The sequence below is a fragment of the Rhizobium sp. AN5 genome (assembly GCF_900215255.1).
In the GTDB taxonomy this organism is placed as follows: domain Bacteria; phylum Pseudomonadota; class Alphaproteobacteria; order Rhizobiales; family Rhizobiaceae; genus Agrobacterium; species Agrobacterium tumefaciens.
Window position 1 is genome coordinate 2476406 of record NZ_OCMJ01000004.1, and the last position, 26824, is coordinate 2503229.

The 26824-nt window shown below is 58.4% G+C and carries 26 protein-coding genes; 14 read left to right on the forward strand and 12 right to left on the reverse strand.

All coding sequences use genetic code 11. The annotated features are described in order from the left end of the window. Window positions 1-106: 106 nt before the first annotated feature. The 3 genes from CRP02_RS24785 to acnA all read right to left on the reverse strand — a co-directional run bounded on the left by CRP02_RS24785 (window position 107) and on the right by acnA (window position 4511). Window positions 107-499: a DUF2794 domain-containing protein gene (locus tag CRP02_RS24785; RefSeq protein WP_097172562.1), complete on the reverse strand. Its 393-nt coding sequence runs from the start codon at window positions 497-499 to the stop codon at window positions 107-109. Between the two features lie 382 nt (window positions 500-881). Further along, the gene (locus CRP02_RS24790; RefSeq protein WP_003516643.1) at window positions 882-1622 is read right to left on the reverse strand and encodes a DUF1223 domain-containing protein; all 741 of its coding nucleotides are present in this window, start codon (window positions 1620-1622) and stop codon (window positions 882-884) included. Window positions 1623-1817: 195 nt separating this feature from the next. Continuing rightward, on the reverse strand, window positions 1818-4511 hold the full coding sequence (acnA, locus tag CRP02_RS24795) for an aconitate hydratase AcnA (protein WP_097100952.1): 2694 nt from the start codon (window positions 4509-4511) through the stop codon (window positions 1818-1820). A 271-nt stretch (window positions 4512-4782) separates the two neighbouring features. Here acnA and ccmA point away from each other — a divergent pair, with 271 nt between their 5' ends. From ccmA to CRP02_RS24820, 5 genes are all read left to right on the forward strand, one after another. Continuing rightward, window positions 4783-5424, forward strand: coding sequence for a heme ABC exporter ATP-binding protein CcmA (ccmA, locus tag CRP02_RS24800; protein ID WP_065705171.1), 642 nt, complete (start codon window positions 4783-4785; stop codon window positions 5422-5424). A gap of 202 nt (window positions 5425-5626) precedes the next feature. Next, a complete protein-coding gene (ccmB, locus tag CRP02_RS24805; RefSeq protein ID WP_097100953.1) occupies window positions 5627-6286 on the forward strand; it encodes a heme exporter protein CcmB in 660 nt (219 codons plus the stop codon). 74 nt (window positions 6287-6360) lie between these two features. After that, on the forward strand, window positions 6361-7122 hold the full coding sequence (locus CRP02_RS24810) for a heme ABC transporter permease (RefSeq protein ID WP_097172563.1): 762 nt from the start codon (window positions 6361-6363) through the stop codon (window positions 7120-7122). Window positions 7123-7126: 4 nt separating this feature from the next. Further along, entirely contained in the window at window positions 7127-7300 is a 174-nt protein-coding gene (ccmD, locus tag CRP02_RS24815) for a heme exporter protein CcmD (protein WP_097100955.1), read from the forward strand. Next, the gene (locus CRP02_RS24820; RefSeq protein ID WP_097172564.1) at window positions 7297-7902 is read left to right on the forward strand and encodes a DsbE family thiol:disulfide interchange protein; all 606 of its coding nucleotides are present in this window, start codon (window positions 7297-7299) and stop codon (window positions 7900-7902) included. The genes ccmD and CRP02_RS24820 overlap by 4 nt, the downstream gene beginning before the upstream one ends. A gap of 18 nt (window positions 7903-7920) precedes the next feature. Here the strand turns inward: CRP02_RS24820 and CRP02_RS24825 are convergent, their stop codons facing one another. From CRP02_RS24825 to CRP02_RS24855, 7 genes are all read right to left on the reverse strand, one after another. Next, window positions 7921-9108 (reverse strand): GGDEF domain-containing protein, encoded by a 1188-nt coding sequence (locus CRP02_RS24825; RefSeq protein ID WP_179784123.1) that lies wholly within the window; start codon window positions 9106-9108, stop codon window positions 7921-7923. Between the two features lie 121 nt (window positions 9109-9229). Further along, window positions 9230-9826, reverse strand: a complete 597-nt coding sequence (locus CRP02_RS24830; protein ID WP_097172565.1) for a DUF2585 domain-containing protein — start codon at window positions 9824-9826, stop codon at window positions 9230-9232. Further along, window positions 9823-10473 carry a septation protein A gene (locus CRP02_RS24835; protein WP_097172566.1) on the reverse strand — a complete coding sequence of 217 codons (651 nt, stop codon included), beginning with the start codon at window positions 10471-10473 and terminating at the stop codon, window positions 9823-9825. The genes CRP02_RS24830 and CRP02_RS24835 overlap by 4 nt, the downstream gene beginning before the upstream one ends. Window positions 10474-10475: 2 nt before the next feature. Next, window positions 10476-11906 (reverse strand): signal recognition particle-docking protein FtsY, encoded by a 1431-nt coding sequence (gene ftsY / locus CRP02_RS24840; protein WP_097100957.1) that lies wholly within the window; start codon window positions 11904-11906, stop codon window positions 10476-10478. Between the two features lie 30 nt (window positions 11907-11936). After that, window positions 11937-13211, reverse strand: a complete 1275-nt coding sequence (mtaB, locus tag CRP02_RS24845; protein ID WP_097172567.1) for a tRNA (N(6)-L-threonylcarbamoyladenosine(37)-C(2))-methylthiotransferase MtaB — start codon at window positions 13209-13211, stop codon at window positions 11937-11939. After that, window positions 13208-14110, reverse strand: a complete 903-nt coding sequence (dapF, locus tag CRP02_RS24850) for a diaminopimelate epimerase (RefSeq protein ID WP_097172568.1) — start codon at window positions 14108-14110, stop codon at window positions 13208-13210. The genes mtaB and dapF overlap by 4 nt, the downstream gene beginning before the upstream one ends. 121 nt (window positions 14111-14231) lie before the next feature. Next, the gene (locus CRP02_RS24855; RefSeq protein WP_179784124.1) at window positions 14232-15347 is read right to left on the reverse strand and encodes an MBL fold metallo-hydrolase; all 1116 of its coding nucleotides are present in this window, start codon (window positions 15345-15347) and stop codon (window positions 14232-14234) included. A gap of 282 nt (window positions 15348-15629) precedes the next feature. On the opposite strand from CRP02_RS24855, the gene ffh reads away from it, so the two are divergent. The 5 genes from ffh to trmD all read left to right on the forward strand — a co-directional run bounded on the left by ffh (window position 15630) and on the right by trmD (window position 19420). Next, on the forward strand, window positions 15630-17201 hold the full coding sequence (gene ffh, locus CRP02_RS24865) for a signal recognition particle protein (protein WP_045020209.1): 1572 nt from the start codon (window positions 15630-15632) through the stop codon (window positions 17199-17201). A gap of 11 nt (window positions 17202-17212) precedes the next feature. After that, a complete protein-coding gene (locus CRP02_RS24870) occupies window positions 17213-17530 on the forward strand; it encodes a chorismate mutase (RefSeq protein ID WP_013636924.1) in 318 nt (105 codons plus the stop codon). Window positions 17531-17563: 33 nt separating this feature from the next. Further along, the gene (gene rpsP, locus CRP02_RS24875; RefSeq protein WP_003516612.1) at window positions 17564-17941 is read left to right on the forward strand and encodes a 30S ribosomal protein S16; all 378 of its coding nucleotides are present in this window, start codon (window positions 17564-17566) and stop codon (window positions 17939-17941) included. A 203-nt stretch (window positions 17942-18144) separates the two neighbouring features. After that, window positions 18145-18711 (forward strand): ribosome maturation factor RimM, encoded by a 567-nt coding sequence (rimM, locus tag CRP02_RS24880; protein WP_097172569.1) that lies wholly within the window; start codon window positions 18145-18147, stop codon window positions 18709-18711. A 4-nt stretch (window positions 18712-18715) separates the two neighbouring features. Then, window positions 18716-19420 carry a tRNA (guanosine(37)-N1)-methyltransferase TrmD gene (gene trmD / locus CRP02_RS24885; RefSeq protein ID WP_097100962.1) on the forward strand — a complete coding sequence of 235 codons (705 nt, stop codon included), beginning with the start codon at window positions 18716-18718 and terminating at the stop codon, window positions 19418-19420. Here trmD and CRP02_RS24890 read toward each other — a convergent pair. Further along, window positions 19402-20148 (reverse strand): sulfite exporter TauE/SafE family protein, encoded by a 747-nt coding sequence (locus tag CRP02_RS24890; protein ID WP_097172570.1) that lies wholly within the window; start codon window positions 20146-20148, stop codon window positions 19402-19404. The genes trmD and CRP02_RS24890 overlap by 19 nt on opposite strands. Window positions 20149-20415: 267 nt before the next feature. Here CRP02_RS24890 and rplS point away from each other — a divergent pair, with 267 nt between their 5' ends. The 4 genes from rplS to CRP02_RS24910 all read left to right on the forward strand — a co-directional run bounded on the left by rplS (window position 20416) and on the right by CRP02_RS24910 (window position 25390). Then, window positions 20416-20955 carry a 50S ribosomal protein L19 gene (gene rplS / locus CRP02_RS24895; protein ID WP_097100964.1) on the forward strand — a complete coding sequence of 180 codons (540 nt, stop codon included), beginning with the start codon at window positions 20416-20418 and terminating at the stop codon, window positions 20953-20955. 249 nt (window positions 20956-21204) lie between these two features. After that, window positions 21205-22941, forward strand: coding sequence for a type I secretion system permease/ATPase (locus tag CRP02_RS24900; RefSeq protein WP_097172571.1), 1737 nt, complete (start codon window positions 21205-21207; stop codon window positions 22939-22941). After that, complete coding sequence (locus CRP02_RS24905) at window positions 22934-24247, forward strand: HlyD family type I secretion periplasmic adaptor subunit (RefSeq protein ID WP_097172572.1); 1314 nt, start codon at window positions 22934-22936, stop codon at window positions 24245-24247. Before CRP02_RS24900 ends, CRP02_RS24905 begins: the two co-directional genes overlap by 8 nt. A 180-nt stretch (window positions 24248-24427) precedes the next feature. Beyond that, the gene (locus CRP02_RS24910; RefSeq protein ID WP_097172573.1) at window positions 24428-25390 is read left to right on the forward strand and encodes a rhizobiocin; all 963 of its coding nucleotides are present in this window, start codon (window positions 24428-24430) and stop codon (window positions 25388-25390) included. Between the two features lie 124 nt (window positions 25391-25514). On the opposite strand, the gene CRP02_RS24915 is transcribed toward CRP02_RS24910, so the two are convergent. Further along, window positions 25515-26792, reverse strand: coding sequence for an MFS transporter (locus tag CRP02_RS24915; protein ID WP_003516599.1), 1278 nt, complete (start codon window positions 26790-26792; stop codon window positions 25515-25517). Window positions 26793-26824: the final 32 nt, after the last annotated feature.

Here is a 26824-nt window from a genome sequence, read left to right on the forward strand (position 1 = left end):
GGCGGCCATTCGGCCGCCTTTTTATTTACCGAAATTCGAAACTTGATCGCCTCTCCACCCGCGTGTCCGCATGAAGCTGCGGCAGGGTAGTTTGTCCCGTCTCATCTCACTCGATGAGCTTCAGGACCTTGTCGAAAACCTTGAGAACCTGCGGCAGCTCGTGGCCACGTTTGAGAATGCGGCCATCCGTATTCACCACGCAATAGGCACCCTGTTTCGCCGCCAGCTTGGGGTTCTTTTCGATCCTGTAGAGCGGCATTTCACCAGAGCGTTTAAACACTGAAAATACCGCCTTTTCCCTCAAGTGGTCGATGGCATAGTCGCGCCACTCGCCCTCTCCCACCATGCGGCCATAGATGCGCAGGATCGCATCCAGCTCGCGCCGGTGGAATGTAATTGGCAGAGGGTATTTGTCTTTTTTGTACTCTCGGAGATCGACAACGGTGGAACTGTCGCGTGAAGCGGTCTGCACCTGCTGCACATCCGGTTGATCGGTCATCCAATACCTCCGATTCCACCCAAGTCGTCCGATTAATGTGAGCCGGAGAAGACAAAATTGCAAGTCTCGAACAGCCATTGAACATGAGATCGCAACTTTGGAGCAGGGTTTTACGGTCTTAGGACGGCAGCGAAACCCGGCGTCTGGGACGCAGAAAGACGCCCGCCGATGCCCATAAGGACGCTGCCTTATAAAAAGGTAACCATTTAGGCAGCCATTTTAGCATGGCCTGCCGTATTTCGGTCAAACCATGGCCCGAATTGAATGGAATAGTCCTATTGTCAATTGATGCCTAGGCACCAAGATGACCCGATCCGGTGCATTGACCCTTTACCCCCAGCCCCCAATGCCCGGATCGGATCTTCCATCGCCAGACAGGCGATCAGGGTGTTTCATTACCCAGTAAAATACTTGCGCCGACGATTGCCGCCGGATCGCCGCTGGCATTTGCCGTTTGCAACAGCACGGCGCAGCCGCCCTTTTTCACCTTTGCCACCACGCTTGCCGGAAGCTTCACCGTCATCGGTGAACCATCCCACATGCCAACCGTTTGCACGTCATAGACGCTGTGCCAGTAGGACATTTTCTTCCCCTGGTTTTCGCCCTTCTGCACGTCTACCGTCTGCTCGCGCGTGAAATAGGCGACCACGACATCGGCCTTGCCGCTGCCGGCGCCAATATCGATCTCCACCTCGTCACCGGCAAATTTGGACGCGACCGGCACGTTCAGCCCCTGGCCCTCGCGCTTGAAAGCATCCAGCCTGTCGTAAATCCCGCGGACATCCGCGCCCTTGACGTGGTCGCGACCGTTCAGGATGGCCTGCGGCGTATAGACACCGTTGCGGCCGAGAGCGCGCATGTAACCATATTGCCGCTCGGTATTTTCCTTCGATGCCAGGGAATCTGTCCAACCAAGATAATTCCAGTAGTCGACATGGTAGGAGAGGCCGACGACATCACCCTTCTGGATCATCTTGCGCAACGCTTCGTCCGCCGGCGGGCAGGACGCGCATCCCTGCGATGTAAACAACTCGACAACGCCCTTCACAGCCTCCTGCGCATGCGCGGATGTGACGAGGAACGTGCCGAGAAGACATATCGACAGGGGCAATTTCAGCGGCATTACAAGAACCTTTGTCCGGAGCAGATATCCAGACGAATTGATGCGATCAACCCAACCGGATGCAAACCGGAAAATAACGTCTATTCCACTTCAATAGAAAGTCACGAAGGGGTGAGTGGCAATCACAAAAAAAGAGGTGATGAAACGCAAAGACGCCGGGAAAAATCCCGGCGTCCTTTGTTGGTCTAAGCTTTGTCAGGCAACCAGATCGCGAAGAACGGTCTGCAGAATGCCGCCATTGTTCATGTAGATCACTTCATCCAGCGTATCGATGCGGCATAGAAGCGGAACTTCCTTCACCGAACCGTCGCTGTAGGTGATCTTGGCGATCTTCTTTTCGCGCGGCTTGATTTCACCTTCGAGACCATCGATCTCGACAACTTCATCACCCTTGAGATCAAGGCTCGCCCAGGTCGTGCCTTCCTCGAAGACGAAGGGAACGACGCCCATGCCGACGAGGTTGGAGCGGTGGATACGCTCGAAGGACTGTGCGATGACCGCCTTGACGCCGAGCAGGTTGGTGCCCTTCGCCGCCCAGTCGCGGGAAGAACCGTTGCCATATTCGACACCGGCGAAGATGACGAGCGGAACGCCCTCCGCCTTGTACTTCATGGCAGCGTCGTAGATCGACATCTCTTCCTTCGACGGATAGTGGATGGTGTAGCCACCTTCCTTGCCGTTCGGGCCGAGCATGTGGTTGCGGATGCGGATATTGGCGAAGGTGCCGCGCATCATGACTTCATGGTTGCCGCGACGCGTACCGTACTGGTTGAAGTCGGCAACACCCACGCCGTGCTCCGTCAGATAGGCGCCGGCGGGCGAAGCAGCCTTGATCGAACCGGCCGGGGAAATATGGTCGGTTGTGATCTTGTCGCCGAAGAGACCGAGAACGCGGGCGCCCTTGATGTTCGTAAGGCCCGTACCGGTCTTGCCCATGCCCACGAAGTAAGGCGGGTTCTGAACATAGGTCGACTTGTCGTCCCAGGCATAGGTCTGGCCCGGGGGAACCTGAACGGCCTGCCAGTTCGCGTCACCCTTGAAGACATCAGCGTACTTCGATTCGTAAAGTTCGCGGGTGACGTATTTCAGGATGAATTCCTGGATTTCCTGCGAAGTCGGCCAGATATCCTTGAGATAGACCGGATTGCCGTTCTGGTCGTCGCCGATCGGCTCCTTCGTCAGGTCCTTCTGGACCGTGCCGGCAAGCGCGTAGGCCACGACGAGCGGCGGCGAGGCGAGATAGTTCGCCTGAACATCAGGCGAGATACGGCCTTCGAAGTTGCGGTTGCCGGAGAGGACGCCGGCCGTGATCAGGCCCTTGTCGTTGATCGTCTTGGAGATCGGTGCGGGCAGCGGGCCGGAGTTGCCGATGCAGGTGGTGCAGCCGAAACCGACGAGGTTGAAGCCAATCGCATCGAGATCCTTCTGCAGACCCGACTTGTCGAGATATTCGGCAACGACCTGCGACCCCGGCGCCAGCGAGGTCTTCACCCACGGCTGGGACTTCAGACCCTTGGCAACCGCATTGCGGGCGAGAAGGCCGGCAGCGATGAGAACGGAAGGGTTGGACGTGTTGGTGCAGGAGGTGATGGCGGCAATCGCCACATCGCCATGGCCGAGATCGAAGTCCTCACCCTCAACCGCATAGCGGCTATGGAGTTGGCCGGGCTTCTTGTAGTCGTTCTCGAGAGCCGTCGCGAAATTCGGCGCAATGGTTTCGAGCGGCAGACGGCCTTCCGGACGCTTCGGACCGGCCATGGATGGCACGACGTCGCCGAGGTCGAGTTCAAGGGTGTCGGTGAAGACGAGGTCGGAACCGTCGCCGGTCCGCCACATGTCCTGTGCCTTCGAATAGGCTTCGACAAGCGCGATACGGTCCTTGGTGCGACCGGACATGGTCAGATAGTTGATGGTCTCGCCATCAACCGGGAAAAAGCCGCAGGTAGCGCCATATTCCGGACCCATATTGCCGATGGTGGCACGGTCGGCCAGCGTCATCGAATCGAGGCCGGGGCCGAAGAATTCGACGAACTTGGAAACCACGCCCTTCTTGCGCAGCATCTGCACGACGGTCAGCACGAGGTCGGTCGCAGTCACGCCTTCCTTCACCTTGCCGGTCAGCTTGAAGCCGATGACCTCAGGCAGGAGCATGGAGACCGGCTGGCCGAGCATCGCTGCTTCAGCCTCGATACCGCCAACGCCCCAGCCAAGAACGCCAAGACCGTTGATCATGGTGGTGTGGCTGTCGGTGCCGACGCAGGTATCCGGGTAAGCGATCGTTTCGCCGTCCTCTTCCTTGGTCCAGACGGTCTGGCCGAGATATTCGAGGTTGACCTGGTGACAGATGCCGGTACCGGGCGGAACCACGCGGAAGTTCTTGAACGCCTGCTGGCCCCACTTCAGGAAGCGGTAACGCTCGCCATTGCGCTCATATTCAAGCTCGACATTTCGGGCAAACGCAGTCGGCGTGCCGAATTCGTCAACGATAACAGAGTGGTCGATCACGAGGTCGACGGGAACGAGCGGATTGATCTTTTCCGGGTCGCCACCGAGCGACACCATGGCGTCGCGCATGGCGGCGAGATCGACCACAGCCGGAACGCCGGTGAAGTCCTGCATGAGAACGCGGGCGGGACGATAAGCGATTTCGTTTTCGGTCAGGCCCTTATTGTTCAGCCACTCTGCAACGGCCAGAATATGCTCCTTGGTGACGGACTGGCCGTCCTCGAAACGAAGCAGGTTTTCCAGAAGAACTTTCATGGAATAGGGGAGCTTGGAAACGCCCTTCAGGCCGTTTGCCTCAGCCTTGGGAAGGCTGAAATAGACGTAGTCCTTACCATCAACGGTAAGGACGGAACGACAATGAAAACTGTCGAGTGATTTGGGCATGGATAAAAACCCCGCTTACTCTGATAGCCAACACGTGCGTGCGGACACCTATGCACTCATGCACATCAGGATGCGGGTACGACCATTTCCGCTGTCCGCACGTGAAAATTGCTCCTCGCAATCGTCAAGTCCGGCGCAAGATGATGTTCACGCCGGCCGCTGGCGTGGTTGACACCCATATAGATAATTTCTCAGAAACGTGCCAGACCATTCAGGAAATCAAATCGATTTTTTTATGCGAGACGATGAAAATCTTATACGGAAACGCAGCATGGATTTGACGGCGGAAAATCTTGGCGTGCGACGCGGCGAAGATTTCATATTCATGAACATTTCCTTCAAGTTAAGCGACGGCGAAGCACTGGTGCTGACCGGCCGCAACGGCTCGGGAAAATCCACGCTTCTGCGCACTGTGGCCGGCCTGCTGCGCCCCGAGCAGGGCTGGGTAAAGATAGCCGGCAAAGGAATAGAAGCGGACATGCGTCCATCGGAGGCTTGCCATTATCTCGGCCATCGCAACGCAATGAAAACGGAACTGACGGTTTCGGAGAATCTGCGGTTCTGGAAAGACTTTCTCGGTGACTTCACCGGCGGCGCCGGTGTCGATATCGATGAGGCGGCAGACATCGTCGGCCTTGCGGGCATCACCCACCTGCCCTTCGGTTACCTGTCTGCGGGCCAGCAGCGACGTTTTGCTATGGCAAAGCTTTTGATCGCATGGCGGCCGGTGTGGATTCTCGACGAGCCGACAGCGGCGCTCGACAAAGCCGCGGACGGCATGTTCACGGATCTGGTCAAGAGCCACCTGAGGAGAGGCGGCATCGTCATGGCTGCGACCCATCAGCCGCTTGGGCTCGACAATGCGCGGGAATTGCAGATGACGGGCTTTGCAGGTGTGGAGGCTTGGGCATGAGGGCTATGCGCGCGGGGTATACCCCCCTCTGCCCTGCCGGGCATCTCCCCCACAAGGGGGGAGATCAGCAGGAGGCACTTTCGCCGCTCCATCCGAAAACTTCGAGACGGGCGAAATCTTGCTGCAGATCGATCTCCCTCCCTGTGGGGGAGATGCCCGGCAGGGCAGAGGGGGGTGAAGCCCCACGCACGGAGCACTCCCAATGACCGCCCTCTTCCTCCGCGACCTGAAACTCTCCATCCGCGCCGGCGGCGGCGCGCTGATCGGCGTCTTGTTCTTCATGACCGTTGTCGCCGTCATCCCCTTCGGTGTCGGGCCTGATCTCAATCTGCTTGCACGCATCGGCCCGGCCATCGTCTGGATCGGCGCGCTGCTCTCCACCCTCCTCGGCCTCGACAGGCTGTTTCAGGCAGAGCGGGATGACGGCTCGCTAGACCTCATACTCATGCAGGAAAACCCGCTTGTGCTGACCGTGCTCGTCAAATGCCTGGCACATTGGGTGGGAACGGGTCTGCCACTGGTCATCGCCTCGCCGCTCATTGGCCTGTTCATGAACATGGACGAAGTGGCGATCGGCGCGGTGATGCTCACACTCCTTGTCGGATCGCCCGCCATTACCTTCATCGGCGCGGTGGGTGCCGCTGTCGCCGTTGCCTTGCCGCGCGGCGGCCTTCTGGTCTCCATCCTTGTGCTGCCATTGGCCATTCCGGTTCTGATCTTCGGCGTCAGCGCGTCCTATGCGGCGGTGCAGGATCCGGCACCCTTTATGCCGCCCTTCCTCATTCTCTGCGCGATCACGTTATTTTCAGCCGTGACCGGCCCTTTCTTTGCCGCTTTGGCGTTGCGCAATGTTATGGATTGATGAAACCGCAATTGCCGATCTACGATTGACGGCGATCAATTGCGGGGCGGCCATTCTCGGGTTACACAAACGGCATGAACGAGCAGACTTTCACCATCACCAAATTCAGTGATCTCGCCAACCCCACGCGGTTTCTGGCGCTCTCGGCACGCATTCTGCCCTGGCTTGCGGTCCTGACGGCGTTGGTACTGGCCGCCGGTCTCTATCTGTCTTTCACGACAGAGGGCGACTACCAGCAGGGTTATACCGTGCGCATCATGTATGTGCATGTCCCCTCCGCCTGGCTTTCGATGATGTGTTATACGGTCATGGCGGTCTCAGCGATCGGCACGCTCGTCTGGCGTCATCCGGTTGCGGATGTCAGCCACAAGGCGGCCGCACCCATAGGCGCTGCCTTCACGCTGATTGCGCTTGTTACCGGCTCGCTCTGGGGTAAACCCATGTGGGGAACCTGGTGGGTATGGGACGCGCGGCTGACGTCCGTCTTCGTGCTTTTTCTGATGTATCTTGGCCTGATAGCGCTCAACCGCGCCATGGACGACCCTTCAAGAGCCGCCCGTGTCAGCGCCGTGCTCATCCTCGTTGGTTTTGTGAATATTCCCATCATCAAGTTTTCAGTTGAATGGTGGAACACGCTTCACCAGCCGGCAAGCGTCATCCGCATGGGCGGCTCGGCAATCGATGCGGAGTTTCTCTGGCCGCTTTTGACCATGGCGATCGGCTTTACGCTACTGTTCTTCACGTTGCACATCGCCGCAATGCGCAACGAAATCTGGCGCCGGCGCGTGGCAGCCCAGCGGCGGCTTGCCGCCCGCATGGCAAACCGGGAGGCATGAGAACATGACGCACGCCTTTTATATCGGCATGTCCTATGCGGCGACTGGCCTTGTCGTCCTCTGTCTCATCGCCTGGGTCATCTTGGATGGTCAGGCGCGCAAACGGGAACTGAAGGAATTGGAGGCATCCGGCGTGCGCCGCAGGGCAAAAGCCGGTTCCGCGAGTGAAACCCGATGACACAGGCCAGCCAGGACCAGAGCACCAAAGCCAAAAGCACGGAGCGCATACGATATGCCCTGGCGCTTCTGCCGCTTCTGCTTTTCGGCGGTTTTGCCATTATCGCCGGCAAGATGCTCTACGATCAGGACGTCAACGGGCTGGATATCAGCGCCATTCCATCGGCGCTCATCGGAACCAAGGCGCCCGCATTGTCGCTGCCGCCGCTGGAAGGCTCAAACCTCCCGGCCCTCAACGATGCCGCCGTCAAGGGTAAGCTGACGCTGGTCAACGTCTTCGCCTCCTGGTGCATTCCCTGCCGTCAGGAGCATCCCATTCTTCAGGAATTGGCGAAAGACAAACGCATCACCGTCGTCGGCATCAACTATAAGGACAAACCGGACAACGCGCTTCGTTTTCTCGGCGAACTCGGCAATCCCTTTGCCGCAATAGGCGTCGACCCGAACGGCAAGGCCGCGATTGACTGGGGTGTCTATGGTATCCCTGAAAGCTATCTGGTCGGCGCCGACGGCACGATCCTCTACAAAAAGGTCGGCCCCTTCGATGCCCGCAGCGTCGAGCGGGATTTATTGCCGGCGATCACCGCTGCGGCCGGAAAGTAGCCCGCGCGCCGAACGGTATTATACCTTGGAAATCACCCTTAGCGACGGCCCTTCGGCTGTCGCCTGCAAACCCATCCCTTCAAGCACAACCTGATCGCGGCCACCACGCTTTGCCGCATACAGGCTGTCGTCGGCGCGTTTGATCGCATCGTGAATCGAATGATCTCCTCTCGCGACAGCTGAAACGCCGAAGCTCGCCGTGACCTTGGTGGCCACGCCACGGCTACGCCAATCCAGCGACAGAAGGTTCAAACGCATGGCATTGGCAAGGTGACCGGCCGCGGCGGCGGTGTGGCCGGGCAGGAAAACCACGAATTCCTCGCCACCGAAACGCGCCACCAGAGCGTCGCCACGCGCGCTTTTCCGGAGAAGGTCTGAAAGGCCGATGAGAACGATATCGCCGGCGGCGTGGCCATAGTCATCGTTGATACGCTTAAAATGGTCTATGTCGCAGGCAATTACTGCGCCTATCGGTGTCCCGCTGCGAAAATCGGGAACGCGCCGGTCGAACCCACGGCGGTTCAGCACATCCGTCAGCGGATCGTGCTCAGCCGCTTGCAGGTGCCGGTCGACAGTCACGGAAATCTGGCTCGCGAGTACGGATAGCGCAAGCAGAAAGCCAAATATGCTCGCGGCAAGCTGCATGTAGAAAGCATAATCGGATTCGAAGAATTCGCTGAGTTCGATCATCGAACCGTTCGGCGTCATCACCAGCAACATGCCGATGCGCACCAGCGTTTCGAGCACCACGAGTGACGCAATCGCCACCATCAGCCTGTCTGCAAGCGCCAGGGGCCGCTTCCGCACGGTCCACACCGGGATGGCGAGCAGCAGGGCGCAGACAAGATCACCGATGACCAGCTCACGTTTCAGATCCGGTGTGATGAAGACATGGAACGAGACCAGCAAAACCGCCGCAGCCACGATCGACAGTCGCGCCGTCGTATAAAGCGGCCGTCCGAAATGAGTGAGCAGCGCATGGCCGTAGAGAAAAAAGGCAGAGAAAAACAACAGGTTCGAGACGATCGCCTGCACTTCGAAGGGCAAACCGCCAAGCACCAGAGGTGCGGCAAAACCAAACGCCGCCGAAAGATATCCGAAACCCCAATATCGCGCCGAAGCGTGGCCGGTCCTCTGCAGGAACAGGAATACCACACCGAATGTCAGCATGATGAAGGGGAGAAGATAGGCGAAATTATCTTGCACAGTGTTCTGCCGGACGAAAAGACGAGCCTTTGAGCCCGGACACTACCGCAATGCCCTTAAGAAAACTTGCATATAACGTAGGGTTTTCGTGCCTTTCCGACGCACGTACGGGCAGATATCTTCACATTGGCGGGAGCGCGTTCTGCCATTGCTTGATCGCTTCGACGGGCCAGACAAGCATCACTACGTTCAGCGTCAGATTATCGCGGATCAGCCAGCCGGTGAAGATTTCAAAGAAGATGGCGATCACAACCGTCAGCCACACCGGCACGCGGGCGGCGAAGAGGAAACCCAGCGCCATGAAAACGGTGTCCATCGCGGAGTTCAGGATGCTGTCGCCGGTGTAACCCAGCGCCATGGTCGCCGTGCGGTAACGATCGATGATGAGCGGCGAGTTTTCGAGAATTTCCCACGCTGCCTCTATCAAAACCGCAAAAGAAAGCCGCATGGAAAGGGGTTTCTTGCGAAACAGCAGCCAGGCGAGCCCGTAAAACAGGAAGCCGTGGATAATGTGTGAGGGCGTGTACCAGTCGGCAAGATGCTGGGAATTGCCCGGCGTGTTCACACCGGGTTCGAACAGCTTCACATAACCGCATTCGCAAATGGGAATGCGGCCCATGGCATAGAGGATGACGATCTGCAGGAGAAGAAGTCCGGCGGCGACACCGAACCATTTGAACGAGCCCGAACGGGAAGCCGGCATCTCTGCAACTGTCATTTTTCTTCCTTGTTCAGCGGTTCGAGCGAATGACGCATGACGAGCGGCATTTGCGCCATGGTGAAGATGATCGTGATCGGCATCGTGCCCCACACCTTGAACGCAACCCATGCGTCGGTAGAGAACATGCGCCAGACCACCTCGTTCAGCACGGCGAGAAAGAGGAAGAACACGCCCCAGCGCAGCGTCAGCTTGCGCCAGCCCTCATCGTTCAGCCTGAAGGCTGAATTGAAGACATAGCCAAGCAGCGACTGACCGAAAAACAGGCCGCCCAGCAGAATGACGCCGAACAGCGCATTGACGATGGTTGGCTTCATCTTGATGAAGGTATCGTTCTGCAGCCACAGCGTCAGCGCACCGAACACGAGAACCACGATGCCTGATATCAGCGGCATGATCGGCAGCTTGCGCGTCAGCATCCATGAGACGGAAAGCGCAATTGCGGTTGCAATCATAAACAGGCCGGTGGCGATGAAGATCGGCCCGCCGAACTCCGTCAGTACCGGAAAAGTGGAGGCCAGCCATTCGCCGCGGGAATTGGCGAAAAAGAACACCATAAGCGGACCAAGCTCGAGCACGAATTTCAGGAGCGGGCTGATTTCCGCCACCATCTTTTCGCTTTCCTTGGAATTGCTTTCAATATCCATACTCAAACTCCCGCAATGGCCTTGGCGAAATCTTCCGCCTCGAAGGGCTCCAGATCGTCCACGCCTTCACCCACACCAATGAAATACACCGGCAGCTTGTGTTTGGCGGCAATGGCCACGAGGATACCGCCACGCGCCGTGCCATCCAATTTTGTCATAATCAGGCCCGAAACACCCGCAACATTGCGGAATATCTCCACCTGGTTCAAGGCGTTCTGCCCGGTCGTCGCGTCCAGTGTCTGAAGCACGGTATGCGGCGCATCGGGATCGAGCTTGCCGAGCACGCGCACGATCTTTTCCAGCTCCGCCATCAGCTCCGTCTTGTTCTGCAAACGGCCGGCAGTATCAATGATGAGCACATCGCTTTTTTGCGCACGCGCCTGCTCATAGGCGTCGTAAGCCAGACCCGAGGCATCCGCACCGAGCTTGGTGCCGATGAATTGCGAGCCGGTACGGTCCGCCCAGATCTTGAGCTGCTCGATTGCCGCCGCACGGAACGTATCGCCGGCCGCGAGCATGACCTTGAGGCCAGAGCCCGAAAGCTTGGAGGCGAGCTTGCCGATGGTCGTGGTTTTGCCGGTGCCGTTCACGCCGACGACGAGAATGACATGCGGCTTGTGTGAAAGATCGAGTTCCAGCGGCTTGGCGACAGGTTTCAGGACCTTGGTGATCTCACCCGCCATGATGCGCGCCACGTCCTCGCCGCTGACATCCTTGCCGTAACGTTCCGAAGACAGGGCGCCGGTGATGCGCATAGCGGTCTCGACACCCAGATCAGACTGGATGAGAAGGTCTTCCAGTTCGTCGAGCGTATCCTCATCCAGCTTGCGCTTAGTGAACAGCGCCGAAATCTGGGTGGTCAATTGCGAAGAGGTGCGCGCAAGCCCGGCCCGCAGGCGCTGGAACCAGCTGAGCTTCGGCTGCGGCGCTTCGGCAACAGGCTCTTCGCGCTCGCTTGCCGCCGCAAAACCTTTCGGCAAGATCGGCGAAACGGCAGAGGGCTCGACGGCACCGGCAGCCTCCGCCTCATCGAGCAACGCATCCATCGCATCCGCATCGAGCACGGCATCGGCAGCTTCGGGCAAAACCTCGGCCTGTTCTTCGGCAGCGGCTTCGGCCTGCAACAGCGACAGCGGAACAACGCCGATGTCTCCGGCCTGCTCGGCGCCGGGCAAAAGCGGCGCGTCCTCTTCCTCTTGATCGTCGGAAAGGGCCGCATCGACATCCGGAGCAGGCCCACCGGCCGTCTCGATCTCCAGTTCGGAAACCGGGTCTTTCTCGACAATGGGATGTGCTTCGGCTTCGCTCAGCGCCTCATCGAAAGAGGCATTTTCTCTGGCGCGTTCAAGCGCGGAATCCTCTTGCGGCTTGCCGTCCGTCCCGGCCTTGTCCTTGCCGAAAGAAAAGACTTTTTTGATGAAGCCGAGGGCCATGGTCGTTCCCGTGTCTTTTCCTGTGCCGCTTCAGGCCGCATCCGCTGCCAGAAGCTTCATGTTCAGATGTTTGCCGTTGTGGCCGGTAATCTCAACCTGCGCAAGAGTGCGCGGGAGAAGATCGGGCGCCGCCACCAGCGTGAAATTGTCGGTATGCGCAAAACCGGTGTTTTCAACGAGGATCGTTTGCGTCGAACCGACCATGTTTTGCAGATGCACGAGCCTGAGTGCCTCGCCACGTTCACGAAGCCTCGCTGCCCGCTCCTTCACCAGCGCACGGTCGAGCTGCGGCATACGTGCAGCAGGCGTGCCGGCACGCGGGCTGTAGGGAAATACGTGCAGGCTGGAAATGCCGCATTCTTCCGCAAGCGTCGCGGCGTTTTCGAACATCTCCTCGGTCTCGGTCGGAAAACCGGCGATCATATCAGCACCGAATGCGATATCCGGCCGGAGCGACCGCACCTCGTGACAGAAACGGATGGCATCGGCCCGTAAATGACGGCGTTTCATGCGTTTCAGGATCATGTCGTCGCCATGCTGGAGGGACAGGTGCAGATGCGGCATGAAACGCGGTTCACCGGCAATCATATCCATCAGATGGTGGTCAGCCTCGATGCTGTCGATGGAGGATAGCCTGAGCCTTGATATCTCCGGCACCTGCTTCAGCAATGTCTTGGCGAGAAGCCCTAGCGAAGGTTCGCCCGGCAGGTCGGCACCGTAGCTGGTGGCATCCACGCCGGTCAGCACGATTTCGCAATAGCCGCTTTCCACCAGCCTGCGCGCCTGCTCGACCACAGCGCCCATCGGCACGGAGCGAGAATTGCCCCGCCCATAGGGAATGATGCAGAAGGTACAGCGATGATCGCAGCCGTTCTGCACCTGAATGAAGGCGCGCACATGCCCGTCAATGTGCTTGACCATCTGCGGCGCCGTCGCCTTGATGCTCATGATGTCGTTGACGCGCAGCTTTTCTTCCGCCGAAACGCCGAAATCCGGCAGCGCGCGATAGGAGGCGCTTTTCAGCTTTTCCTCATTGCCCAGCACCGCATCCACTTCGGGCATCTCGGCAAAGGTCTGTTTTTCAGTCTGGGCAGCACAGCCGGTCACGATGATGCGCGCATGCGGATTGTCGCGCCTTGCCCGGCGAATGGCCTGGCGCGCCTGGCGCACCGCCTCGCCCGTCACCGCGCAGGTATTGACAAGCACGGCATTGTTGAGCCCGGCCTTTTCGGCCTCCGCCCGCATCACTTCCGATTCATAGGTATTGAGACGGCAGCCGAAGGTTATGACCTCGACGCCGCTCATATGGCCCCCTGCTCAGCCACGGCATCGCGCGACCAGGCGCCGCTGATGGGATCGACCATGCCGGACCATTCCCATTCGGCCGGCCCGGTCATAATGACGTGGTTGTCCTCGCGCCACTCAATTGTCAGCGGCACACGCACGGGGCTGGAGGCGACATCGATGGTGACCTTCCTGCCGGTGCGGCCGGTGCGCGCAGCGGAAACGGCAGCGGCACATGCGGCAGAACCGCAGGCGAGCGTCAGACCGGCGCCGCGCTCCCAGGTGCGGGTGCGAAGCGCGCTATCGGAAATAACCTGCGCCAGCGTGATATTGGCCTTTTCAGGGAACATCGGGTGGTTTTCCAGAAGCGGACCAAAGCGTTCCAGATCAAACTCCATCGGATCGCGATCCACCCAGAAAATGGCGTGCGGGTTGCCCATGGACATGACGGCGGGCGAATGCAGGATTGGCGCGTCGATCGGCCCGATCTGCAACTCGATGCGGCTGGTATCGTGGAACTCTTCGGAAAGCGGAATGTCGCTCCAGCGAAAACGCGGCAGGCCCATATCAACGGAAATCATGCCGTCTTCATGCTCGACGGCGTTCAGGATGCCCGCCACCGTCTGGAAGGTGAAGGTGGTCTTGCCCGTTTCCGAAGACAGCGCCTGCACCACGCAGCGCGTGCCGTTGCCGCAGGCCTGCGCCTTCGTGCCGTCGCAATTGAGGATATCGATGAATGCATCGGTGCCGCCGACACGCGGATCGTGGATCGCCATGATCTGATCGAACTGCGTGGCGGGATCGGCATTGAGCGCGATGGCCGCCGCAGGCGTCACCATATCCCTGCGGCCGCGCATGTCGACAACGAGGATCTTGTTGCCAAGCCCGTTCATCTTCGCAAATTCGACCGTATCCGCCATCGTACTGAACCTGAAAACTACCTGAAACCGGAATAAAAACGGGCTTTGCCCGCACTTTCGCTCTATATGGCGGAAAGGACGGCAAATTACCAGACTGTTGCGGCGCAAACCGCTGAGCCGCTCAGGCGGAAGGTACGTCGAAGACTTCGCCGGGACGCATGGGCTGGAAGCGGCTCGCGTCTACCCCCTGCTCAGCAAGCGCTGCCTTCAGCGCGACAAGAGGAGCTTCGACCGCTTCATCTGTCAGTTGCACAGTGCCCCAATGGTGGCCGCAGACATGTGCCGCACCGCAGATCTTCATGCCTTCCACGGCTTCCGCCGGGTTCTGGTGCTGACCCTTCATGAACCAGCGCGGCTCATAGGCGCCGAAGGGCAGGTTGGCGAGACGGAACTCACCGTGTTTCTTGCGCGCGGCGTGATAATTGAGGCCGTCGTGAAAGCCGGTATCGCCGATATGATAAAGCTTGCCATAAGGCGTTTCGATGACAAAGGCCGCCCACAGCGCCATGCGCCGGTCGTTCAGCCCACGCGCCGACCAATGGTGGCACGGCTCGAAATGAATTTTGACCGAACCAATCTCAAGGACATCGCCCCAGTCCCCCACTTTGATGCGCGCTGCCTCGACGCCGGTGCGGATGATGGCGTCATTGCCAAGCGGCGTGATGAAAAGCGGCTTGTGCGCGACATGCAGGCGCTTCAGCGTTTCCATATCCAGATGGTCGTAGTGATTATGCGTCACCAGTACCAGATCGATCGGCGGCAAATCCTCAAAACGGATGCCGGGCGGGTTGACGCGTTTGGGACCGGCGAAGCTGAACGGGCTGGTACGCTGCGACCACACCGGATCGATGAGAATATTCAGCCCTGCCGTCTGGATGAGAAAGGAGGCGTGACCGACGAAGGTGACGCGAATGTCCTTGCCGTCGATGCGGGGCTCCGGCTTTGCGAACGGAAACGGGCTGGGGTAGTTTTCCGGCCACGTGGCGCGCTCGCCGTTGAAGCGCCATTTCAGGAGGCCCATGAAATTGCCGGGCGGCGAACCGCCGGGATTGAAGAAACGCACCCCGTCGAAATGATCGGAGACCGGGCCGCTATAATAGGCGCTGGCGTTAGAGCGGCGCGCAAACAGGCCGCCGCCCGCAAGAGCAAGCAGACCAAGTGCGGAAAAACGAAAGAAGTTTCGACGTTTCATGGGAAAGGTATAGGAAGCCAGGCGACGCCGTTCAAGCACCGCCATCGCAGCTTTCGTCTTATCACGTAAAGATGACAGGGCATGCTTTGCCGCATGAAAACCGGCACTCCCTTGACTTTCACGGCACTTTCCTGTTTATCGCGGCCAATCAGCTGGCAGTTTCACGACTCCAAGCCGCCGACCGGGACCCGCAAAGGTATAAAGAGATCCCGGAGGTCAACACCCGACAGCGCGATGCGCCCTCGGGTGCTTTTTGGCTTTGCGTCTTGTTTTTGGCAGCGAAAGCACCGACGTTTCGGAGACCCCGGAACGAAGAAGGAAGAAACGATGTTTGAAAACCTCCAGGACCGCCTTGGTTCCATTCTGAATGGACTGACCGGCCGTGGCGCGCTGACGGAAGCCGATGTTGCCGCCGCCCTGCGCGAGGTTCGCCGTGCGCTTCTGGAAGCGGACGTTGCGCTGGAAGTCGTGCGTTCCTTCACCGACAAGGTGCGTGAAAAGGCAGTCGGCGCAGCCGTTCTGAAATCCATCAAACCCGGCCAGATGGTCGTCAAGATCGTGCATGACGAACTTGTCGAAATGCTCGGCACCGAAGGTGTCTCGATCGACCTGCATGCGGCCGCCCCCGTCGTCATCATGATGGTGGGTCTGCAGGGTTCGGGCAAGACCACGACAACAGGCAAGATTGCCAAGCGCCTGACCGACCGCGACAAGAAGAAGGTGCTGATGGCATCTCTCGACACGCGCCGTCCGGCCGCACAGGAACAGCTTCGCCAGCTGGGCGTGCAGACCGGCGTCGATACGCTGCCGGTCATCGCCGGCCAGTCTCCGACAGATATCGCCGCACGCGCCGTGCAGGCCGCCAAGCTCGGCGGCCATGACGTCGTCATTCTCGATACCGCCGGCCGCACGCACATCGACGAACCCTTGATGCTGGAAATGGCCGACATCAAGAAGAAGTCCAACCCGCACGAAATTCTGCTGGTCGCGGATTCGCTGACCGGTCAGGACGCGGTCAACCTCGCGCGCAACTTCGATGAACGCGTCGGCATCACCGGCCTCGTGCTCACCCGTATGGATGGCGACGGGCGCGGTGGTGCGGCCCTCTCCATGCGCGCCGTCACCGGCAAGCCGATCAAGCTGATCGGTATCGGCGAGCGCATGAACGAACTCGACGAGTTCCATCCGCGCCGTATCGCCGACCGTATTCTCGGCATGGGCGACATTGTCTCGCTGGTCGAGAAGGCCGCCGAGAATATCGATGCCGAAAAAGCCCGCGCCATGGCCGAAAAGATGGCCAAGGGCAAGTTCGACCTCAACGATCTCTCCGACCAGCTTGCCCAGATGAAGAAGATGGGGGGCATGGGCGGTATCATGGGGCTGATGCCTGGCATGGCCGGCATGAAGGACAAGATGGCTTCCGCAGGCCTCAACGACAAGATGTTCGACCGCCAGATCGCCATCATCTCATCGATGACCAAGGCCGAACGCGCCAATCCCGATATCCTCAAGCACAGCCGCAAAAAGCGCATCGCCGCCGGTTCCGGCACCGATGCCGCCGAAATCAACAAGCTCTTGAAGATGCACCGTGGCATGGCCGACATGATGAAAGCCATGGGCGGCAAGGGCAAGGGCGGCATCATGAAGCAGATGATGGGCGGCCTTGCGGGCAAGATGGGGCTTGGTGGCATGATGGGCGGCGGCATGCCTGATCTGTCGAACATCGACCCGAAGCAGCTCGAAGCGCTTCAAAAACAGGCTGAAGCTTCCGGTCTTGGCAAGCCGGGCGCAATGCCCGGTCTTGGTGGTCTGCCCGGCGGGCTACCCGGTCTGGGCGGGACAAAGCTGCCGGGTCTTGGCGGCATGCCGGGCCTGCCCGGCTTCCCGAAAAAGAAGTGAGGGCGACGCCAGTGAACAACGCAGAAGTGAAAGCCCAGCTTTCCGAATACCGCCAGTCGATCGACAATATCGATGCCGCACTGGTTCACATTCTTGCCGAACGTTTCCGCTGTACCAAGGCGGTGGGCGTGCTGAAGGCAAAATACAATTTGCCGCCGGCGGACCCGGCGCGCGAGGAATACCAGATCGAACGCCTTCGCCGTCTGGCAAAGGATGCCAATCTGGATCCGGATTTCGCCGAGAAGTTTCTAAACTTCGTCATCAAGGAAGTCATCCGGCATCATGAAGCAATAGCCGCCGAACATGGCGGTAATGAAAAGACCGCCTGACCGGCGGACAAGCTATCTCAAGGAGTAAATAACATGGCACTTAAAATTCGTCTCGCACGCGGTGGTTCCAAGAAGCGCCCGTACTACCAGATCGTCGTTGCTGACGCCCGTTCGCCCCGCGACGGCCGTTTCCTCGAGAAGGTCGGTTCCTGGAACCCGATGCTCGCCAAGGACAACCCGCAGCGCATCGAGCTGAAGGCTGACCTCATCAAGGAATGGATCGCCAAGGGCGCACAGCCGACCGACCGCGTTCTGCGCTTCCTCGCAGAGGCAGGCCTTGCCGATCGCGCTGCTCGCAGCAACCCGGAAAAGGCACTGCCGGGCAAGCGCGCTCTGGAACGCGTTGCAGAAAAGAAGCAGAAGGCTGAAGACGCAGCTGCTGCCGCAGCAGAAGCTTCTGCTGCAGAATAATCTGCAATAGAATTTTAGAGAACGGGTGGCGTGGTTTTCCATGCCGCCCGTTTTTTGTTTATTTTGGTATCAACAAACTTTAGAGCGTCAGAACTATGCTCTAACGCGTTGGATCTGCGCATCGTGCCCTGTGAAAATCGATTCCGATTTTCACGCTGATGCTGTAAACCAGACGCAACCAACACCAGAAGACGGACGGCCCGATGGCAAAGCTGGAAAACCCGATACTCATGGCAAAGATCGGCGGCGCACAGGGATTGCGCGGCGAAGTCCGCGTCAGCACCTATACGGACGAACCGATGGCGCTCGGCGATTACGGCAATCTGGTCAGCGCCGATGGCCGCGTCTTCGAAATTCTGGAAGTGCGCGAGGGCAAGAATGTGGTTGTCGTCCGCTTCAGGGGTATCAACGACCGCAATGCGGCGGAAAGCTTGAACGGGCTCGAACTGTTCATAGAACGCGACAATCTGCCGGATGACGAGCTGGACGACGACGAATTTTATTATGCCGACCTCGAAGGGCTGGAAGCCGTCGATGCCGAAGGCAAAAGCTACGGCGCCGTCAGCGCCGTTTACAATTTCGGCGCAGGCGACCTCCTGGAGCTGAAAGGTGCGGGCCGCCGTCCCGCCCTCATCCCCTTTTCGGAAGCAGCCGTGCTTGAAATCGATCTGGAGGCGAGACGCATTCTCATCGATCCCATGGCCGCTGGCCTGATCGACAATCCGGACGACAAAGACGAAACCGGCGCATCGCCTTTCGGCAAGAAATAAGGCCATGACGTTCAAGGCTACCGTTCTGACGCTTTACCCGGAAATGTTTCCGGGGCATCTCGGATATTCGCTGGCGGGCAAGGCGCTGGAGCGCGAGCAATGGTCGCTTGAGGCCGTGCAGATCCGTGAATTCGCCACCGACAGGCACAGAAGCGTGGACGACACCCCGGCAGGCGGCGGCGCCGGCATGGTGCTGAAACCCGACATTCTGGCCGCAGCCATCGACCATGTTTCAGATGGAGATACGCGGCCGCGTCTGCTGATGAGCCCGCGCGGCAAGCCATTGTCGCAGGACCGAGTGCGCGAACTGGCGGCAGGCGACGGCGCGATCATCGTGTGTGGCCGCTTCGAAGGCGTCGACCAGCGGGTCATAGAGGCGCGCGGGTTGGAGGAAGTGTCGATCGGCGATTACATTCTCTCCGGCGGCGAGCCGGCCGCCCTGACGCTTCTGGACGCCATTGTCCGCATTCTGCCGGGCGTCATGGGCAACGATCTCTCAGGCGTGCATGAAAGCTTCGAGGGTGGGCTTCTGGAGCATCCGCATTACACCCGTCCGCAGGTCTGGGAAGGCCGCGACATCCCAGCCGTTCTCACCTCTGGCAATCACGCCGTCATCGACAAATGGCGGCACGAGCAGGCGCTGGCGTTGACGAAGCAAAGACGGCCGGACCTGCTGGAAAAGGCCAAGGTTCAAACCGAGACGAAATAATAGGCCGTCAGCACCAGCCCGACTGCAATGACCAGCCAACGGATGATCCATTGCGGCACCCGCCTTGCCGTGTGCACCCCCACATATCCGCCAAGCGCGGCCGCCGGGAACATGATGAGGGCGGCCCACCAGGAAACGACGCCGCCGCTGACGAAGATCGTAATGGCGATGATCGCGATCACCACCGAGAGCAGGTTCTTCAGGGCATTCAGATGATGATAGCTGCCACCCGAGGTCATTCCGAGGATGGCCAGCATCATGATGCCCATACCCGCCCCGAAAAAACCACCATAGATGGAGGCGAGCCCCTGAAAGAAGAGGCTCGGCACATTACCGGGTGAACGCTCGGCACTGGCCTTCGGCCGCAGCCACGGGCCGGCTGCAAAAACAAAGGTTGCGGCCAGAAGCAACCATGGCACAAGCTGGCGGAAGGAGGGGTTGTCGAGCGACAGCAGCAGAAGTGACCCCGCCAGCCCGCCGACGATGGAGACGGCCGACAGGAGTATCGCCTCGCGCCAGTGGGCGCGGATTTCAGGCCCGTAGGCGATCACGGAGGTGATGTAACCGGGAAACTGCACGATCGCCGACGTGGCATTGGCGACAATCGGCGGCAGGCCGGCAAGCGTCATCGCCCCGAAGGTCAAAAAAGTGCCGCCACCGGCGATCGCATTGACCACGCCAGATAGAAAGCCGGTCGCAAACAGCATCATGATAATAAGTACGGACATGGCCCCTCCCAAGGTTTTCATGCCATAACCGGGGAAAGACACCTTCGCAACAGCCCGCACGTCGCCCACAATTGATAAAATATTGTCATGAAGGGATGACAAATGGCGCTACCTCGTGTATGTGCCCGCGTGGAATTGGGGTTTTCCCCTTTAACCGCAAGCAAAGAATGGCGAACCCGCTCCTGCCGCACGGCATGGTCTGAAGGCATTGACCGACAGACGAAACGTTGAGCGCTCTGGCTGTTTCAGAAGAAATCAGAGGTTAACATGACCAATATCATTCAGCAGCTGGAAGCCGAACAGGCTGCCAAGATCGAAGCAAAGCGCACCCTGCCTGAGTTTTCTCCGGGCGACACGCTGCGCGTCAACGTGCGCGTTACCGAAGGTAACCGTACCCGCGTTCAGGCTTACGAAGGCGTTTGCATCGCCCGTTCCGGCGGCGGCCTTTCCGAGAGCTTCACTGTTCGCAAGATCTCCTACGGCGAAGGCGTCGAGCGCGTATTCCCGATCTACTCCCCGCTGGTCGAAGGCGTTGAAATCGTTCGCCGTGGTAAGGTTCGCCGCGCGAAGCTCTACTACCTGCGCGATCGTCGCGGCAAGGCTGCCCGTATCGTTGAAAACACCGGTACGCGCGCCCGCAAGCTGAACGAATCCGAGCGCCAGGCGATCGCCGAAGAAAAGGCACGTCTGGAAGCTGAAAAGGTAGCAGCAGCACAGGCTCTCGCCGCCGAAAAGGCAGCAGCTGAAGCCGCAGAAGCCAAGGCAGCGGAAGAAGCAGCAAAGGCTGCTGAAACCGCAGCGGAATAAGATTTCCATTTTGATGGATTTACGGAGAAGGCGGTCTTTGGACCGCCTTTTTTGTTGCATCGATGCGTCATAACAATCTGGTGGGCGACATAGCGTCACGTCCAGCCTTCGATCCCATCTCCGCATCGACAGATCAAGATCAAAGTCGTATTGCTACTTATCTCTTTGCCTAATTTATTTAGAACATTCTCTAATAGCATTGCCTAGTTTCACTTATTGTGCAATTTTCGCGCAGTTTTAGGTGTTGATATGTTTTTTTTTAATTCTTTTTTAACAAAAAATAAGCGCGCTTTCTTCGCTGTCGGCCTTGCCAGCGCACTCATGAATATTCTCAACCTTTCCGGCTCCCTTTTCATGCTGGAGGTTTATGACCGGATTCTGCCGAGCAAGAGTATTCCTTCTCTTGTCGCTCTCGTTGTTCTGCTGGTTATTCTCTATGCCTTTCTCGTGGGGTTCGATGCTCTGCGCGGTCGGATATTGGCGCGCATCTCGGACAATATGGACGACGCGCTCAATCAGAAGCTCTTCAGGGCATCGATCAGCGCACCACTTGCCGCCTACGGCAAGGTAGATGGGCTGCAGATCGTCGGCGATCTCGATCAGATACGTCAATTCCTGTCCGGGCCGGGACCAGCAGCTTTCTTTGATATTCCCTGGCTGCCCATCTATCTGCTGATCTGTTTTGCCTTGCATCCCTGGATCGGTTTTGCCGTGCTTGGCGGCGCCCTGGTCCTTGTCGTGTTGACGCTCATAACCAACTGGCTGACCGAAAGGGCGACCAAACAGGCCTACACCGTGCGCGGACAGAGAAATGCACTCGTCGGCAGCAGCCAGCGCAACATCGAGTCCATAAGAACCATGGGCATGATGAATGCGGTGACATCGATGTGGGACGATCTGCACTCCAAGTATCGCGCCGTCACACTCTCGACGTCGGACACGGCGGGTATGCTCGCCGCGATTTCCCGAACATTCCGTCTTTTGTTACAGTCGGGTGTGATGGCAATCGGCGCCCTGCTGGTTATCGGGGGGCATGCGTCAGCGGGTAGCATCATCGCAGGCTCCATCCTCTCGGCCAAGGCGCTAGGCCCTGTCGAACATGCAATTGCAAACTGGCGCAGCTTCATGACTGCGCGACAGGGCTGGAAACGCATCAACGAGTTTCTCGAACTCGTACCGGAACCCGCACAGCCGCTTTCCCTGCCGCCACCGAAATATACGGTTGCCATCGATCGCGTGACCGGCGGTCCGCCCAATGGTGCGCGTGATACCGTGGCCGATATTTCCTTCACGTTGAACGCGGGCGATGGCCTTGGCATCATTGGGCCGAGCGCTTCCGGTAAATCCACGCTGGCACGTTTGATAACCGGTATCTGGTCCTATGAGCGCGGCTCCGTGCGCTTCGACGGGGCCGCACTGAACCAGTGGGATTTCGAGGTTCTCGGTAAATCCATCGGGTACATGCCCCAGCAGGTGGAGCTGATGCCAGGCACGGTCGCGCAAAATATCGCGCGCTTCGACCGTGACGCAACGGCGGAAGCCATCGTTTCGGCAGCCAAGGCCGCTCAGGTTCATGATCTCATCCTGAACCTGCCCAACGGTTACGACACCTATATCGGCGACCGTGGAGAGGCGTTGTCAGGCGGGCAAAAACAGCGCATCGGCCTTGCTCGGGCGCTTTTCGGGGAGCCGTTCTTTGTCATCCTCGATGAGCCGAACTCCAATCTGGACAGCGAAGGCGAGGCAGCCTTGCGCAACGCCATTGGCGACATAAGGGCGCGGGGCGGCATCGTGGTCGTCATTGCCCATCGTCCGAGCGCCATCGAAAGCGTCAATCTCGTGATGGTGATGACCAACGGCCGCATGCTTCGCTTCGGCACCAAGGAAGAGGTGCTTGCGCAAATCCTGCGTCAAAATATTCGCCAGGTGCCGGAAACAGAAGAAGAAGTACGTAAGCTGGAAAGCCGGGTGGGTGAAAATGGTTGAGGGAGGAAAAACCGGCGTGACGAAAACATCTATCGTCAAACACTCAACCGCCGTAGTCGTTCTTGCTGCTGGCCTTCTTTTCGGCCTGGGTGGCTGGGCGGCTCTCGCGAAGCTTTCGGGGGCGGTCGTCGCCACGGGCCGGGTCGTTGTAGAAGGCAACTCCAAGAAAATTCAGCACCTTTCCGGCGGTATCGTCAGCCAGATCAATGTTGCGGAAGGTGACACGGTGAAGGCCGGTCAGGTTTTGCTGCAGCTGAGCGGCACGATCGTTCAGGCAAACCTGTCCATTGTCGAAAATACGCTCGCGCAGCTTTATGCACGCCGTGCGCGTCTGCGTGCCGAAATCTCCGACGCCACCTCTTTCACAACGCCGGAAGATCTGGCCGTCTTGACCAATTCGAAAGCTGCCAAAACGTTCATCGACAGTGAGCAGAACCTTTTCAACAGCCGTCGCAGTGCACTGATCGGCATGAAGAAGCAATTGGTAACGCGCAAGGATCAGCTAGCCGATGAAGCGCGGGGCATGGACGTGCAGATTGAGGCAACCAACAATGAACTTGCGATCGTAAGGGAAGACGTCTCAAAGACACAGGAGTTATATGCCAAGGGGCTGGTAACGCTTCAGCGCCTCAACCTTCTCAAGCGGCAGCTTTCCAATCTCGAAGGTCAGCAGGGCCAGTATATGGCCGCGCGTGCGCAGACGGTAGGCAAGCTGAGCGAAATGGACTTGCAGTCGCTTCAGCTTGACGAGGACCGCAAGTCCGAGGTCACAAAAGATCTGACGTCAATCGAAGCCACCGTTGCGGAATACGAGGAACGGCTTGCGGCAACACGCGACCAGCTCGACCGCCTCGATATTCGCTCGCCGATTGCGGGGCGTATCTACCAGCTGTCGGTACACAACATAAACGGCGTCATCCAGCCGGGCGAAGTGCTTATGCTGGTGGTGCCGGCAAAGGAAGATCTTGCAATCGACGCCAATGTTCTTCCAAACGACATAGATCAGATCTATGTCGGGCAGCCAGTGACCATTCGCTTCACGGCTTTCAATCAGAGCACGACGCCGGATGTAAGCGCTGAAGTCGCAGTCGTCGCCCCGGACTTGCAGACAGATTCCCGAAGCGGGGCGTCATATTACGCACTGCGCATCAAACCGAGCAAAACTGGAATGGACCATATACCAGGCGGACGGTTGTATCCGGGCATGCCGGCCGAAGTCTTCATACAGACAAGCGAAAGAAGCGTTCTTTCCTATTTTGTCAAACCGTTCCAGGACAGGCTTAGAAAGACGTTCCTGCAGGAATAAAAGACTTTCATTACATGTTTTCTTAGAAACGATTCGCAAATACACCAAAGGCGAGAATTTTTCCAAAAAAAACAATTTCTCATATTGTCTTGCCATTTATAATGTACTAATTATCACCCGCAATATTTATTAAATTTAATTTCGATACATCGAATTCTCAAAAATTTATAGGAGAGTAAAATGGCGTTAAAAGTAACTTTTGGTAATGGCGGTGCGGCATCGGTTTCGTCGCTCACCAGCCTGATCGATCAGGAAGCATATAAGCTCCTCACGGAATCGACAGCACAGGTCAAAAACGGCTCTACGCTCGATTCAGGCGCTGTCAGCGTTGGCGCTGTGGCGGTTGCCGGTACCGGTGCTGGTGGCACTGTCGATGTCGGCTACGACCCCAACGCAAACGGCTTCACATTTGACGTATCCTCGGCATGGAATTCGGTGAAGAACGCTCTCGCCCAGTCTGACACCTCTGAAAACCTTAAGTTCAAGGATTTCGTACAGGTAGACGTTCACCTCGGCGGCACCGGTTCGTCCACCGTTGAAGTTCTCAATGCCAAGCGCGGTAACATCACGACCGGCGCAGGCAACGACACGGTTACCGTATCTGTCGTTTCGAACGAAAAGACCTGGGTCAACAATTTCAACATAGACACCGGGGCAGGCAACGACACGATCACCGTCAAGGCCGGCGCTGCCTTCAATGACACGTCGGCTGCGGGCACGGGCGGTCTTGCCGCCAATACCGGCGCTGTGAATGGTGGTGCTGGTATCACCGACGGCAGCTACACCTCCGTCAAGATCGATGCCGGTGCGGGTAACGACTTTATCGACCTGAGCGGTGTAAAGCTCGCTTCGTCGCTGGTCACCGGTGGCAAGGGCATCGACCACATCATCGCAAGCGGTGGCGCCGATACCTTCGTCTTCAATCTGGGTGACATGGCGAAGAGCTTTGCCACAGATACCATCGAAGGCTTCAACGCCTCCATGGACAAGCTCAAGCTGGTCGGTACAGTGATCGATAACTGGGCGGTTTCGACCTATGATAACGATACCGTCCTCAGCTACAACGTTACTGGCGAGCACAAGGGTGAGAAGATCATTCTCTCCGGCGTTCACCTGACCGGCAGCGATTGGTTCACGGCGTAATTTCTCTCGAAGAGAATTTCATCGGTTACCGTTTAAATGGATCATGGCCCGGACATATCCGGGCCATGATTTTTTACATATGCGGCGGTTCGGAAATTATGCCGGCTGTCGCAATCTTGCAAAATCAGGCGGCCTCGGCCTGGTTGCCCATTTTTCGCGCCGCGATGATGACGAGCACACCTGCCAGCGCAAGGCAGAAGGCAAGGAAGAACATCGGCGCAATCGTGCTGCCGGTCTGGTCCTTGATCCACGGCACCACATTCTGCGCCACGAAACCACCGAGATTGCCGACGGAATTGATGGCGGCGATGCCGGCAGCGGCACCAGCTCCCTTGAGGAAGCGGCCGGGCAGGCTCCAGAACACCGGCTGGCCGGCAAAAATGCCCGCAGCGGCGATGCAAAGGAAGGCGAACTGCAATACCGGATCGCTGAGCAGCGCCGACATCAGCAGGCAAAACGCGCCGACGAAGGCAGGGCCGACGATATAAGGCGTTTTGTTTTTTGCCTTGTCAGCCGCCAGGGGCACGACGAAGAGAGCGACGGCCACGATCACCCAGGGGATGATGTTGATGAAGCCGTTGGCGGTGTTGGAAACGCCGAAGCTCTTTACGATCGTCGGCAGCCAGTAGCTGAGACCATAGGCCGCCAGCGGAAAGCCGACATAGCAAAGCGCCATGAACAGCACGCGCGGATTGATCAGCGCCTTGAAGCCGTCCTCCGCATGCTCTTCCATGCCCTTGTTTTCTTCGGCCAGGCGGTTCTTCAACCAGTCCTTCTCGGCCTGCGTCAGGAACTTCGCCTTTTCCGGCGTATCGTCCAGATAGAAGAAGGTAACGATACCGGCGATCACGGCGGGAATACCCGTCGCCAGGAACACCCATTCCCAGCCGGCATAACCGAGGAAACCATCGAGATCGAGCAGCATGCCGCCAAGCGGTGCGCCGATGGCATTGGCAAGCGCACTGAAGATCATGAACAGGCCGATCATGCGGCCGCGATAATCGCGCGGGAACCACAGCGTCATCAGGAACAGCACGCCCGGGAAGAAACCGGCCTCGCAAAGCCCGAGCAGGAAGCGCAGGATGTAGAACATCGTCGCATTCTGCGTGTAGGCAAGCGCGATGGTGACGGCACCCCAGGACACCAGAATGCGGGCGAACCATTTGCTGGCGCCGAAACGGTTGAGAAACAGATTGCTCGGAACCTCAAAGAGGAAATAGCCGATGAAGAACAGCGAAGCGCCAAGTCCATAGGCATATTCGCTGAGGCTCAGCGCATCGACCATCTGCAGCTTGGCATAGCTGACATTCTGCCGGTCGATATAGGCGATGAGATAGAGAAGGCCAAGAAACGGCATCAGCCGCCAGGTGATCTTCGAGATTAGGGATTTTTCCGATACCATGTGCTTTTCCCTCCCTTCGATTGCTCGTCGAA

Bases quoted from the DNA above. Each gene is read 5' to 3' on its own strand.
- ffh (WP_045020209.1), top strand. From the start codon at position 15,630: ATGTTTGAAAACCTCCAGGACCGCCTTGGTTCCATTCTGAATGGACTG.
- ccmA (WP_065705171.1), top strand. From the start codon at position 4,783: ATGGATTTGACGGCGGAAAATCTTGGCGTGCGACGCGGCGAAGATTTC.
- CRP02_RS24890 (WP_097172570.1), bottom strand. From the start codon at position 20,148: ATGTCCGTACTTATTATCATGATGCTGTTTGCGACCGGCTTTCTATCT.
- CRP02_RS24810 (WP_097172563.1), top strand. From the start codon at position 6,361: ATGAACGAGCAGACTTTCACCATCACCAAATTCAGTGATCTCGCCAAC.
- CRP02_RS24900 (WP_097172571.1), top strand. From the start codon at position 21,205: ATGTTTTTTTTTAATTCTTTTTTAACAAAAAATAAGCGCGCTTTCTTC.
- rimM (WP_097172569.1), top strand. From the start codon at position 18,145: ATGGCAAAGCTGGAAAACCCGATACTCATGGCAAAGATCGGCGGCGCA.
- CRP02_RS24910 (WP_097172573.1), top strand. From the start codon at position 24,428: ATGGCGTTAAAAGTAACTTTTGGTAATGGCGGTGCGGCATCGGTTTCG.
- CRP02_RS24790 (WP_003516643.1), bottom strand. From the start codon at position 1,622: ATGCCGCTGAAATTGCCCCTGTCGATATGTCTTCTCGGCACGTTCCTC.
- trmD (WP_097100962.1), top strand. From the start codon at position 18,716: ATGACGTTCAAGGCTACCGTTCTGACGCTTTACCCGGAAATGTTTCCG.
- CRP02_RS24855 (WP_179784124.1), bottom strand. From the start codon at position 15,347: ATGGCGGTGCTTGAACGGCGTCGCCTGGCTTCCTATACCTTTCCCATG.
- rpsP (WP_003516612.1), top strand. From the start codon at position 17,564: ATGGCACTTAAAATTCGTCTCGCACGCGGTGGTTCCAAGAAGCGCCCG.
- CRP02_RS24905 (WP_097172572.1), top strand. From the start codon at position 22,934: ATGGTTGAGGGAGGAAAAACCGGCGTGACGAAAACATCTATCGTCAAA.
- CRP02_RS24820 (WP_097172564.1), top strand. From the start codon at position 7,297: ATGACACAGGCCAGCCAGGACCAGAGCACCAAAGCCAAAAGCACGGAG.
- CRP02_RS24835 (WP_097172566.1), bottom strand. From the start codon at position 10,473: ATGGATATTGAAAGCAATTCCAAGGAAAGCGAAAAGATGGTGGCGGAA.
- rplS (WP_097100964.1), top strand. From the start codon at position 20,416: ATGACCAATATCATTCAGCAGCTGGAAGCCGAACAGGCTGCCAAGATC.
- acnA (WP_097100952.1), bottom strand. From the start codon at position 4,511: ATGCCCAAATCACTCGACAGTTTTCATTGTCGTTCCGTCCTTACCGTT.
- ftsY (WP_097100957.1), bottom strand. From the start codon at position 11,906: ATGGCCCTCGGCTTCATCAAAAAAGTCTTTTCTTTCGGCAAGGACAAG.
- CRP02_RS24830 (WP_097172565.1), bottom strand. From the start codon at position 9,826: ATGACAGTTGCAGAGATGCCGGCTTCCCGTTCGGGCTCGTTCAAATGG.
- dapF (WP_097172568.1), bottom strand. From the start codon at position 14,110: ATGGCGGATACGGTCGAATTTGCGAAGATGAACGGGCTTGGCAACAAG.
- mtaB (WP_097172567.1), bottom strand. From the start codon at position 13,211: ATGAGCGGCGTCGAGGTCATAACCTTCGGCTGCCGTCTCAATACCTAT.
- ccmB (WP_097100953.1), top strand. From the start codon at position 5,627: ATGACCGCCCTCTTCCTCCGCGACCTGAAACTCTCCATCCGCGCCGGC.
- CRP02_RS24915 (WP_003516599.1), bottom strand. From the start codon at position 26,792: ATGGTATCGGAAAAATCCCTAATCTCGAAGATCACCTGGCGGCTGATG.
- CRP02_RS24785 (WP_097172562.1), bottom strand. From the start codon at position 499: ATGACCGATCAACCGGATGTGCAGCAGGTGCAGACCGCTTCACGCGAC.
- ccmD (WP_097100955.1), top strand. From the start codon at position 7,127: ATGACGCACGCCTTTTATATCGGCATGTCCTATGCGGCGACTGGCCTT.